This window comes from Nocardia sp. NPDC051750, assembly GCF_044453135.1.
GTDB lineage: Bacteria > Actinomycetota > Actinomycetes > Mycobacteriales > Mycobacteriaceae > Nocardia.
Genome location: NZ_JBITCK010000001.1, coordinates 351549 through 363806, shown reverse-complemented (window position 1 = coordinate 363806; position 12258 = coordinate 351549). Strand labels below are relative to the sequence as shown.

Genomic DNA, 12258 nt, shown 5'->3' with positions numbered 1-12258 from the left:
CGGTCGCCGGGCGGCGGAAACCGTCCCGGGGTGTCGCAGGCTCAGATCGCCGCCTCCGCGGGAAAGGCAACGGTTATCCGGCCGAGTCGTCCGTTACGCGCCGCCACCATCTCCGCCGCCACCGCCAGCGCGGTCTCGGTGCCGGTGGCGGCGCCGATATCCATTCCGGCCGGTGCGTGCAGCCGGGCCAGCATCGTCTCGTCGAACCCGCTGGCCCGCAGGTCGTCGAGGCGGCGGGCGCAGGTGAGGGCCGATCCCACCACGCCGATATAGCCGATCTCGGGTAGCCGCAGGGCCACTGTCAGTAGCGGGATCTCGAATTGTGGATCGTGGGTGGCCAGCACGATTCCGGTCGTCGAGTCCACTTCGCCTTCGGAGACCAGCACATTCAGATACCGGTGCGGCCAATCGCAGACCACCTCGGCCCCCGGGAAGGATTCCGGCACGGCGAAGGCCGGCCGCGGATCGCAGATGGCGACCCGATAGCCGAGCAGCTGGGCTTGCGCCGACAGTGCGGCGGTCGTCGTATTGGCACCGAAGATCACCAGCAGCGGCGGCGGGGCGAACGAGGCCACGAAGATATCGGATTGCGGCAGCGAGACCAGTTCGGTCGCATGCCGCTTATCGGTGATCAGATGCTGCCCGATCATTCCCGGTTCCGGATTCCAGACGACGGTGAAAACCGTTATTCGGCGGTGCTCGGCGATTTCGGTGGCAATGGTCGGGAATTCCGGGAAATGGCCGCGCGAGAACGGCTCGGTGAACACATCGATAACCCCGCCGTCACCGCCCGAGTCGGCGCCGGGCACGGTGAGCCGGTGCAACGCGCGCTGTCCGGTCCGGGCCGATTGCAGGGTGGCCTCGTACACGGTGTCCTCGATACCGGTGGACGCCATGGACCCGTAGATCATTCCGTCCGGGTCCACCAGCATCGCCGTACCCACCGGAATATCCACGAGCCCACCGGTGCGCACGATGGTGGCCAGCCCGCCGGTCCGGCCCGAACGCCACACCTGCAGCAGGTCGTCGACGATGTCGCGCATCAACAGCTCCGATCCCACCGTGCGTCGGAGGGCAGGCGCTCACCATCGGCACCCGTCACCGATGACCGCGCACGTGACGGACACCCTAGCGCTGTTCTGTGAGAATTTGGCACGCCTGCGAAAATCTCGTCGGGCGGGCACATGAATGGTTAGCCAAGTTTTGTGTCCTGACACCGAACTTCCCCGCGTTTTGTGTGGAATTCTTGCTGTTCACACCGCTCCGGAAGACGGGCGGGAGGTTGGTGAGCGCACTGATCCGCGGGGCGCGGAGCACAGCGATTTACCTGTGATGGGGGCGCTTCGGATCGCGAAGGGTGCGGGGCACCCGGGTCCGTCAGAGCGAGGTCGCGTCGATCCGTGAGGCCGGGTGTCCCTGCTCGCACAAGAGGGTGAACGCGGATCTGTCGGTGAAGGCTCGCGGCGGTCTTGCGGGGCCGGGCGCCGAGACCCTCAAACTGAGGGCGCACGACACCAGTTATGAACGTCCTCACAGATGGAGCCCGTGCCCGGGGAGCGGAGCAGGGGCAGCCGCCTCCGCTAACAGTACGAGCGTTACGCTAAAACCCCATGTCAGGGCTACCCGTCAGTAGGATTTGTGGCGGCAATGTCATGGCTACTTTTGCAGACTTAACAAACTGGTGGTCGATCCTAGCTCGGATTCACATAAGCAACAGGTAGACGACGTTTTGTTCGTGTGCCAAGGTGTGGAAGTACACCCGCTGGGCATTGCAAGCCTGCGAATCGTCGATCCAGCAGTGCGGGGCAGCAACACCCCGTCGACGCGGAACGGCGGACCGACCGAACAAGGAAGTGGAGTCGCACGATGTCGACCACCGGCACCCCGAAGACCCCCGAGGAAATCCAGCAGGATTGGGACACCAACCCCCGCTGGAAGGGCGTTACCCGCAACTACACCCCCGAGCAGGTGTCGAAGCTGCAGGGAACCGTTGTCGAGGAGCACACCCTCGCGCGGCGTGGCTCGGAGATCCTCTGGGATCTGGTGAACAACGAGGACTACATCAACTCCCTCGGCGCCCTCACCGGCAATATGGCGGTCCAGCAGGTCCGCGCCGGCCTGAAGGCCATCTACCTGTCGGGCTGGCAGGTCGCCGGTGACGCCAACCTCTCCGGTCACACCTACCCCGACCAGAGCCTCTACCCGGCCAACTCGGTGCCCGCCGTGGTCCGCCGCATCAACAACGCGCTGCTGCGCGCCGACGAGATCGCCAAGGTCGAAGGCGACACCTCGGTCGAGAACTGGCTGGCCCCGATCGTCGCCGACGCCGAAGCCGGCTTCGGTGGCGCGCTGAACGCCTACGAACTGCAGAAGGCCATGATTGCTGCCGGCGCCGCCGGCGTGCACTGGGAAGACCAGCTGGCCTCGGAGAAGAAGTGCGGCCACCTCGGTGGCAAGGTGCTCATCCCCACCCAGCAGCACATCCGCACCCTGACCTCCGCGCGCCTGGCCGCCGACGTCGCCGAGGTGCCCTCGGTGATCATCGCCCGCACCGACGCCGAAGCCGCCACCCTCATCACCTCCGATGTCGACGAGCGCGACCGGGAGTTCCTCGACGGAACCCGTACCGCCGAGGGCTTCTTCGGGGTCAAGAACGGCATCGAGCCCTGCATCGCGCGGGCCAAGGCCTACGCGCCGTACGCCGACCTCATCTGGATGGAGACCGGTGTGCCGGATCTCGAGGTCGCCCGTAAGTTCGCCGAGGCCGTCCGCAGCGAGTTCCCGGACCAGCTGCTGGCCTACAACTGCTCGCCGTCCTTCAACTGGAAGGCGCACCTGGACGACGCCACCATCGCGAAGTTCCAGCGGGAACTCGGCGCGATGGGCTTCAAGTTCCAGTTCATCACCCTGGCAGGCTTCCACTCGCTCAACTACGGCATGTTCGACCTGGCCTACGGCTACGCCCGCGAGGGTATGACCGCCTTCGTCGACCTGCAGGAGCGCGAGTTCAAGGCCGCCGCCGAGCGTGGCTTCACCGCCATCAAGCACCAGCGTGAGGTCGGTGCCGGCTACTTCGACACCATCGCCACCACCGTCGACCCCAACACCTCGACGGCCGCGCTGAAGGGCTCCACCGAAGAGGGCCAGTTCCACTGAGTTATGCGCCGCTCCGGCGACGCCGGGTTGCGGTTCCCGGGAACGGGAGCCGCAACCCTACCGGCCCGGTTCCGGGTTCGCCCGAGCCGGACATGGTATCCGTAACGGATACCGGCAACCACTACTTCGGTAGGGGTGTACCCGCCGCCCCCTCGCAACAGCCCGGCGAGGGGGCTTCGGTGCCTCTACCGTGGTCCAGGAAGCACCCCCATCCACGGACGCCTTTTCCTCACCGCCGTACCCGGTAGCACGCCTTCCGTACTCCCGCCTTCTAGGTTCGGGGCCCGTCTCGATTCTGGAGCGACAGAGCGGGGGAGCGAAGCGGAGGAGCGGCGGAGTGAAGAATCGAGACAAGAGGGGGCCCCGAACCCGCGCCGCCGGAGGCGGCGCCAAAAACACAGGGCCCCGAACCACGCGACGCCGGAGGCGGCGCCAAAAGATACAGGAGCGGACGTGAGCAGCAGCGAAAAGATACAGCGCGTCGGTGTTATCGGCGCCGGACAGATGGGCGCCGGCATTGCGGAGGTGTGTGCTCGCGCGCATGTCGACGTGCTGGTGTACGAGCAGACCCGGGAGCTCGCGGCGGCCGGCCGGTCGCGCATCCTGCGGTCGCTGGACCGGGGTGTGAGCAGCGGCAAGATCACCGAGCGGGAGCGCGAGCAGACGGCCTGGCGGTTGCGGTTCACCTCCGACCTGGGCGATTTCGCCGACCGTCAGCTCGTTGTCGAGGCCGTGCTGGAAGACGAGAAGGTCAAGACCTCCATCTTCGCCGAACTCGACAAGGTGGTCACCGATCCGGCCGCGGTGCTCGCCTCCAACACCTCGTCGATTCCGATCATGAAGATTGCGGTCGCCACCAACACCCCCGAGCGGGTCGTCGGTATGCACTTCTTCAATCCGGTGCCGGTGCTGCCGCTGGTCGAATTGGTGACCACCCTCAAGACCAGCGCCCCCGTCTCCGAACGTGCCGAGAAGTTCGCCGCCGAGATCCTGGGCAAAGAGGTCGTCCGTTCCTCCGACCGCTCCGGTTTCGTGGTGAACGCGCTGCTGGTTCCGTACCTGCTCTCGGCCATCCGCATGGTCGAATCGGGTTTCGCCACCAAGGAAGATGTCGACAAGGCGATGGTCCTGGGCTGCGCCCACCCGATGGGCCCGCTGGCGCTCACCGACCTGGTCGGTCTGGACACCGTGAAATCCATCGCCGACTCGATGTACGGCGAATTCAAGGAACCGCTCTACTCGGCCCCGCCGCTGCTCATGCGCATGGTGGAAGCCGGGCTGCTGGGCAAGAAGACCGGCGCGGGTTTCTACCAATACAGCAAATAAGAATGCGCCCCGCCCCGCGCCGGACACTCGCCCGACGATATGCGCCGGGCCTGGTAAGACTCGGGGTCGTACAGGTTCGGTGTCCTCTGCTGATCCCCTCCGCAGCCGACTCCTCGACGGTCCGCATTCTCCGGGCGGGGCCCGCCCCTGGTCTGGAGCGGGGGAGCGAAGCGGAGGAGCGGAGGAGTGAAGACCAGGGGTTAATAGGGCCCCGCCCTCGAGGCGCGGAGCGCCTCCAAGAACACGGAGGTCGACATGGTCAACGTCAGTGAAGGATTCGGGTCGAGTGTGCTCGGCTATCCCCGGATCGGTCCGCACCGCGAGCTCAAACGCGCGCTCGAGGCGTACTGGCGGAAGGCGATCACGCAGGAGGAATTGCGCGCGGTCGGGCGGGATATCCAGGAACAGCAGTTCAACGAGCTCGCCGCCACCGGGCTCACCCAGGTTCCGGGTAACACCTTTTCCTTCTACGACCATGTCCTGGACAACGCGCTGCTGTTCGGGGCGGTCCCGGCGCGGTTCGAGGAGTTCCGCGCGGACCTGGATCCGCTGGACCTCTATTTCCTGATGGCCCGGGGCCGGCCCGATGTGCCGCCGCTGGAGCTGGTGCGTTTCTTCGGGACGAACTACCACTATCGGCAGCCGGAACTCGACGCCGATACCGAATTCTCCCTGCACCCCGAGGCGCTGCTGGACGAATGGGATCGCGCGATGGCGGCGGGCATCGAACAGCGGCCGGTGGTGCTGGGGCCGGTGTCGCTGCTGCTGCTGTCCAAAGCGGGCAGTGTGCCGGGTGAATCGGCCGGGTTCGACACCATCGAACTGCTGGATCGGCTGCTGCCCGTCTACGAGCAGTTGTTCGAGATCCTCGCGCGGCGCGGCGCGACCTGTGTGCAGCTCGACGAACCGTGTTTCACCGCCGAGCGGACCGACGCGGAGCTCGCGGCGTTCGAACGTGTCTACGACCGGCTCTCGAAGGCTCCGCTGCGGCCCCGGCTCCTGATCACCGGGCAGTACGGCGATTTCGGGGAGGCGCTGCGCATTCTGGCCGGTACCGCCGTGGAGGCGATCGGCCTGGATCTGGCGTCGTACCGGATCCGGCCGGAGGATCTGGCGGCGATTCCGGGGATCCGGCGCAAACGGCTGTATGCGGGCGTGATCAGCGGCACCAATGTGTGGCGGGCCGACCGCTACGTCACCCTGGAATACCTGAACGAACTCGCGAAGGTGTGTCCCGACCTCGTGGTTTCCACCGGGACCACACTGCTGCACGTGCCCTACGACGTGCTCGCCGAATACGATATCGACGGAAATGTGGCCGACCGGCTGGCTTTCGCGAAACAGAAGGTCGGTGAGGTCGTTTCGCTGGCGAAAGCCCTGACCGAGGGTCCGTCGGACAAATGGCGGAAACGTCCCGGCGAAGTGCATTTCAAGCAGAAGCACGCGGTGCGCCAGCGCGTCTATGCGATTACTCCGCAGATGCGCGAGCGCGAACCCTATTCGGTGCGCCGGGCCGCGCAGCAGGAAAAGCTGCAATTGCCGCTGGTGCCCGCGACCACCCTGGGGTCGTACCCGCAGAGCGCCGAGGCCCGGCAGGCCCGCCATCATCTGGGTGAGGGGCGGATCTCCTACGACGAGTACCGCAAGAAGATCGAGGCCGAAATCGGCGCGACCATTGCGCTGCAGGAAGATATCGGGCTCGATGTGCTGGTGCACGGTGAGCACGAACGCAACGATATGATCCAGTACTTCGCCGAGCTGCTGGACGGTTTCGCGACCACGCATTTCGGCTGGGTGCAGGTGTACGGTTCGCGCTGTGTGCGGCCGCCGATCATCTACGGCGACGTGTCCCGGCCGGCGCCCATGTCGGTCGAGTGGATCGGCTACGCGCAGTCACTGACCGATAAGCCGGTCAAAGGCATGGTCACCGGACCCGTCACGATGGTGGCGCGTTCGTTCGTCCGGCAGGATCAGCCGCTGTACGAAACAGCCGACCAGGTGGCGCTGGCCATCCGTGACGAGGTCGTCGATCTGGAACGCGCCGGAATCGGCATCATCCAGGTCGACGAGCCGGCCCTGCGGGAGCTGTGGCCGGCCCGCCCGGAAGGCCGCGCCGAATACCTGCGCTGGGCGATCGGCGCGTTCCGGCTGGCGACCTCCGGCGTGCGCCCGGACACGCAGATCCACACCCATATCCCGTACTCGGGACGCACCGAGATCGTGGAGGCCATCGAACAGCTGGACGCCGATGTCACCGCGATCGTCGCGACCCGGTCCATCGAATGGGTGCTGAAGGCGCTGGAGGAGGACTATGCCTCCGGGCACGGGCTCAGTCACGGCGTCGGCCCGGGTGTCTACGAGAGCCGCTCGGCCCGGATCCCGGATATCGACGAACTGGACGAACTGCTCACCGCCGCTGCGGCCGCTGTCGGGCCGGAACGCCTGTGGGCGAATCCGGACGGCGGTCTCAAGACCCGGCACCACTGGCAGCTGGACCCCGCACTTCGCAATTTGGTGGCCGCCGCCCGCCGGGTCCGCCGCCGCCTGGAGGCAGCCGAGCAGTAGTTCGACTGTGAGTTGTCCCGCCCGGACGTTGGCAAACCCACGCATGCGACGGTAGGCATTACACCATGAGTAGTGCTGCCGCATACGCCATGGCCGGACCGGACGCCGCGTTCGAGAAGGTCACCATCGAGCGCCGGGCCCTCGGCCCGAAGGATGTCCTGATCGATATCGCCTACGCCGGGATCTGTCATTCCGATATCCACACTGCGCGCAACGAATGGGGCGGGGCCGGCTACCCGTGTGTACCGGGGCACGAAATCGCGGGCACGGTGGCGGCGGTCGGGTCCGCCGTCACCGCCCACCGGGTCGGTGACCGGGTGGGCGTGGGTTGCATGGTCGATTCCTGCGGGGTGTGCGAATCGTGTCTGGAGGGGGAGGAGCAGTACTGTGCGCGCGGTGCCGTGATGACCTACAACAGCCGCGTTGGCGAGGACGTGCAGTCCGGCGGACACACCCTGGGTGGTTACTCGACCCAGATCGTGGTGACCGAGAACTTCGTGCTCGGAATTCCGGAAGGTATCGATCTGTCGATCGCCGCCCCGCTGTTGTGCGCGGGGATTACGGTGTATTCCCCGCTGCGGCACTGGGGTGCGGGGCCGGGTAAACAGGTCGCGATTATCGGAATGGGCGGGCTCGGGCATATGGCCGTGAAAATCGCCGCGGCGCTCGGCGCCGAGGTGACCGTGCTCAGTCATTCCCTGAACAAGCTGGAGGACGGCAAGCGTTTCGGCGCCCACCATTACCACGCCACCAGCGATAAGCAGACCTTCCGCGACCTCCGCGGCCGCTTCGACCTGATCATCAACACCGTTTCCGCCGATCTGCCGATCAACGACTATATGAAGCTGCTGCGCCTGGACGGCACCCTGGTCGTGCTGGGCTTGCCGGAGCAGCCGTTGGCGGTGCAGCCGAAGGTGCTGGCCGGTCGGCGGCGGTCGCTGGCGGGTTCGATGATCGGCGGTATCGCGCAAACCCAGGAAATGTTGAATTTCTGTGCCGAACACGGAATAGGCGCGGAAATCGAACTTATTTCCGCGGATGAGATCGACGGCGCCTACGAGCGGGTTGTGGCCAGTGATGTGCGGTATCGGTTCGTCATCGATACCGCGACCATTTGAGGGCTGGCCCGGGGCAGATTCCGCTCCGCTGACCCGGGCGGATTCTGCTCCGCTGGTCCGGGTCGATCGACCGGTATCGAACAATTCTCCGTTCTCCAACCGCCCTTTCTCCACACTGTGGAGAAGGCTGTGGAAAAACCCGGACGAGCTTGTGGATGGACGTGCACAGTTGGGGACGGATTTCCGGCGATCGCCCGTTCCGGTCCCGGAAATCTATTGATTCGGTGTCCGATGGATAACGACCGGAACCGGTTTCCGGCCGGTCGACGATTTCCGGTTTCCGTGCGGGAATCGAACCGTCAGCGTGCGTTTTCGCGTATTCCGGGGACCCCGGCGGGCCTCGGGGCTGTGACGAGCGTGTGACCGGCGGGACGTCTCGGTAACGAATCCACAGGTGAGGCGGCACCTGCTCCCCAGATCTCGGACTGCCTGTGGATAACTGTGGAAGCCTGTGGATAACTTTCCGGTCGGCAGGAAAACAGATGACACGGCCGCCTTCGGGGCGACAATGGTGGAGTTCGGGTCATGGCGGTGGGAGGGCTCGGTGGACAACCAGTGGCAGGGCACCGGTCCGGATGGGCCGACCGGCGGTGGACGGGTGCTCGTATCCGTCTTCGCCGCGGTGCTGGTGCTCGGTGCCCTCTTCGGGTATCGGGGTGAACTGCCCGGGTTGGGCCGGCCGGGGCCGGATGTGGCGGTCGCGCCGGTCCGTCCGGTGCCGCGGCCTCCGCTGGACGCGGGCGAGGTGACCCGGGATATCTCCCCGGTACTGGTGAACATTACCGCCGCCGCTCGGCCGTTCGGCGCCGCGGCGGCCGGCTCCGGCATCGTCCTCACCGGGGACGGCCAGGTGCTGACCAGCCACCATGTGGTCAAAGGCGCGAAAACCGTGCGGGTCACCCGGGTCGCCGACGGGGCGGTGTACGCCGCGGAGGTGCTCGGCTACGACGCCCGCGCCGATATCGCTCTCCTCTCGCTGACCGGAGCCGCCGGCCTGGCACCGGCCCGGATCGGCAGCTCCGCGGGGCTGCGGGTGCAGGACGAAGTACTGGCCGTCGGCAATGCGGGCGGGAGCGGCGCCGCGACGGCCGTCCCCGGCCGGATCAGTGACCTGGACAGCACGATCATGGCTTTCAACGAACAGGACCTGTCCCGGCAGGCACTCACCGGAATGCTGGAGATCGAGGCCCCGGTCAGTTCGGGGCAGTCCGGGGGCGCACTGACCGATCACACCGGAGCGGTGGTCGGCGTGATCGCGGCCGCGTCCGGGGAGCGTGATCCGCCGCCGGGCCGGTCCGTCGACCCGCCGAACGGTTATGCGGTGCCGATCGACGCCGCGATGCGTATCGTGCGCCAGATTCGCTCGGGCACGCCGACGGAATCCGTGCACATCGGCCCCACCGCGACCCTAGGCGTCCTGATCTCCGACGCCGGTCCGCGCGGCGCGCGCATCGATATGGCGATCCCGGGGCTGCCGGCGCAGACCGCGGGGCTGGCCAGCGGGGATATCGTCACGTCGATCGACGGCCGGGCCGTCACCAGTGCCCGGGCGCTGCGCGCGGCGATCGATACCCGCAAGCCCACCGAGGTCGTGCAGCTGGAGGTGCTGGAAGCCGACGGGGACGAGCGGGTCGTCTCGGTACGGTTGGCGGCGGGCACGCCGGGCTAGGCGTACCTCCGCATTCGCTCCGGCCGTGCGCTTTGTGCGTACCTCCGCATTCGCTCCGGCCGTGCGCTTTGTGCGTACCTCCGCGTTCGCTCCGGCCGTGCGCGGACTGCGGGATCAGAACAGTGACAACCAGTAGTCCTGGAACCGCAGGAATACCAGGACCAGCACCACGGCATAGAACACCGCGACGAAGGTCCAGCGCCATTCCGCGACCACCCGCAACGCACCCCGGTCGTTACCCCACAGTTGTTCGGTGAGCACCGCGAGGACCGGTGTGATGATCGCCCAGACGACCATGCAGTACGGGCACAGCGCATTGATCCGGTACAGGCTCTGGAAGATCAGCCAGCAGATGAACAGGGTGCCCGCGGCCGTTCCCAGCCACAGGCCCGCCCAGATCCAGCGCGGCAGGGCGACCCCCGCGACCGACAGCACAGCCAGTGTGACCACCACCGAGAACCCGGCCAACCCGATGATCGGATTCGGGAACCCGAGCACCTGCGCCTGATCGGTGGCCATCACCGACCCGCAGGACAGCACCGGATTGAGACTGCAGGACGGTACGTACCCGGGTTCGCTCAGCAGTTTGAAATCTTCGACCAGCAGGGTGAGCGAGGCGATCCAGCCGGCCAGACCGCCCAGCAGCAGAATCCAGGCGGCCCGGGGCGACGTCGTGATCACCGGCCCGCAGCCGCCTGGATCGCTGTGGTCAGGGGAGCGGGGTCGAAATTCTGCGTGCCCGGGATGCCGGTCAGGTTCACCTGCTCACCGTTGACGAACACCGTGGGCGTTCCGTCGATCCCCTCGTCGGCCGATTCGTTCGACTTTTCGCCGACGTACCCCTCATAGGTGCCGTCGGTGATGCATGTGTCGACCGCGGGGTCCGTGTAACCCGCCTCGTGCGCGATGGCAATGAGCTCCTCGTCCGACAGGCCGGCCCCGCCCTCGGGCGGCTGCTTCTGGAACATCAGCTCCAGCCAGTCCTCGAATTTTTCGGTACCGCTGTCGGAAACGCAGTAGGCGGCGTTGGCCGACCGCGTGGAGTAGTTGGTGCTGGACATTTTGTCCAGGTAACCCACGATGTTGTATTCGATCAGCGCGGTGCCGTCCGCTACCGATTGCCGGAGCAATTCGCTGTGATCGGCTTCGAACTGTTTGCAGACCGGGCACTGCATATCGGCGACGATCCGCACCGTCGCCGGGGCGTCGGGCTGCCCGACCCGGATGGCGCCGTTCTCGGTAGCGGCGACCGGTACCGGCCCGTCATAGCCGGAACCGGAGTTGCGCACGGCCAGGCTGATCCCGATCGCGGCGACCAGCGCGACCAGGACCGCGGTGACACCCACCTGTATCGCGATCTTGCGCTTGCGCTCCGCGCGCTGGGCCGCCGCCAGCGGATTCGGCCGCCCGGGTTTCTTGCTCACCGTGCGTTCACCACGCCTTTCGCTCACCTGGGTGCCCCGGCGGGTGGTAGCTCCGCCGGGGAGCGGCCGGGGTATCCGGCGCACCGCCCCCATCATTGCCCGGCTTGCTGAGAGTTTCCACAACCCGCCGTATGTGGGGCGGTCAGGAGCGGTCGAGCCGCCGCAATTCGGCCGCCGGGTCGAAGGTGGCGGCCGGCCAGCGCAGGTCCAGGTTCTCCAGCGCCTCGATCAGCAGTTCGGTGACGGCCAGCCGGGAGAACCATTTCGCGTCGGCGGGTATCACGTACCAGGGCGCGTACTCGGTGCCGGTACGGTCCACGATCGCTTGGTAAGCCTGCTGGTAGGCGGGCCAATAACCGCGTTCGTCGATATCGGCCGGGTTGAACTTCCAGTATTTCTCCGGCCGCTCCAGACGTTCCCGCAGCCGTTTCTTCTGCTCGTCCAGGGAGACGAACAGCACCACTTTCACCAGTGTCGTGCCCGCGTCGACCAGCTCCCGTTCGAACTGGTTGATCTCGTCGTAGCGCCGCTGCCAGACCTCGTCCGGCACCAGCCGGTGCACCCGGGCGACCAGGACGTCCTCGTAGTGGGACCGGTCGAATACGCCCAGTTGCCCGCCGCGGGGCAGCGCGCGGCGGATTCGCCACAGGAAGTGGTGCTGCTTCTCCTCGTCGGTCGGGACACCGAAGGCGGCATGGTCGACGCCCTGCGGGTCCACCGACCCGATGACGTGGCGCACGATCCCGCCCTTGCCGGCCGTGTCCATCCCCTGCAGGACCAGCAATACACGCCGCCGATCGCCGGTCCTGCCGTTCGCGTAGAGCTTTTCCTGCAGTCCCGCCAGCACCCGGCCGCGTTCGGCGAGCAGCCGCTGCCCGTCCGATTTTCCGCCGCGGAATCCGGGACGGGCGGAGGTATCGATATCGGCGATCCGCAGACCGTCGGCGCGCAATGCCCGGCTCGCGGGGACTTTCCAATGTTCGGCCACCGGGGAAGACCT

At 66.7% G+C, this 12258-nt stretch carries 9 protein-coding genes; 5 read left to right on the top strand and 4 right to left on the bottom strand.

Annotation, left to right across the window (positions count from 1 at the left end; translation table 11 throughout):
• Positions 1 to 41: 41 nt before the first annotated feature.
• Entirely contained in the window at positions 42 to 1043 is a 1002-nt protein-coding gene (locus ACIA75_RS01450; RefSeq protein WP_397098695.1) for an XdhC family protein, read from the bottom strand.
• An 823-nt stretch (positions 1044 to 1866) separates the two neighbouring features.
• On the opposite strand from ACIA75_RS01450, the gene aceA reads away from it, so the two are divergent.
• The 5 genes from aceA to ACIA75_RS01425 all read left to right on the top strand — a co-directional run bounded on the left by aceA (position 1867) and on the right by ACIA75_RS01425 (position 9834).
• Positions 1867 to 3156, top strand: coding sequence for an isocitrate lyase (aceA, locus tag ACIA75_RS01445; RefSeq protein ID WP_397098693.1), 1290 nt, complete (start codon positions 1867 to 1869; stop codon positions 3154 to 3156).
• 453 nt (positions 3157 to 3609) lie between these two features.
• Entirely contained in the window at positions 3610 to 4482 is an 873-nt protein-coding gene (locus ACIA75_RS01440; RefSeq protein WP_397098691.1) for a 3-hydroxybutyryl-CoA dehydrogenase, read from the top strand.
• Between the two features lie 255 nt (positions 4483 to 4737).
• Positions 4738 to 7047 (top strand): 5-methyltetrahydropteroyltriglutamate--homocysteine S-methyltransferase, encoded by a 2310-nt coding sequence (gene metE / locus ACIA75_RS01435; protein WP_397098689.1) that lies wholly within the window; start codon positions 4738 to 4740, stop codon positions 7045 to 7047.
• A 65-nt stretch (positions 7048 to 7112) separates the two neighbouring features.
• Positions 7113 to 8165 (top strand): NAD(P)-dependent alcohol dehydrogenase, encoded by a 1053-nt coding sequence (locus tag ACIA75_RS01430; protein ID WP_397098687.1) that lies wholly within the window; start codon positions 7113 to 7115, stop codon positions 8163 to 8165.
• 544 nt (positions 8166 to 8709) lie between these two features.
• The gene (locus ACIA75_RS01425; RefSeq protein ID WP_397098685.1) at positions 8710 to 9834 is read left to right on the top strand and encodes a S1C family serine protease; all 1125 of its coding nucleotides are present in this window, start codon (positions 8710 to 8712) and stop codon (positions 9832 to 9834) included.
• A gap of 114 nt (positions 9835 to 9948) precedes the next feature.
• Here ACIA75_RS01425 and ACIA75_RS01420 read toward each other — a convergent pair whose 3' ends face one another.
• From ACIA75_RS01420 to ACIA75_RS01410, 3 genes are all read right to left on the bottom strand, one after another.
• Complete coding sequence (locus tag ACIA75_RS01420; RefSeq protein WP_397098683.1) at positions 9949 to 10515, bottom strand: vitamin K epoxide reductase family protein; 567 nt, start codon at positions 10513 to 10515, stop codon at positions 9949 to 9951.
• Entirely contained in the window at positions 10512 to 11258 is a 747-nt protein-coding gene (locus ACIA75_RS01415) for a DsbA family protein (RefSeq protein ID WP_397098681.1), read from the bottom strand. The genes ACIA75_RS01420 and ACIA75_RS01415 overlap by 4 nt, the downstream gene beginning before the upstream one ends.
• Positions 11259 to 11400: 142 nt before the next feature.
• A complete protein-coding gene (locus ACIA75_RS01410) occupies positions 11401 to 12246 on the bottom strand; it encodes a polyphosphate kinase 2 family protein (protein WP_397098679.1) in 846 nt (281 codons plus the stop codon).
• Positions 12247 to 12258 lie beyond the last annotated feature (12 nt).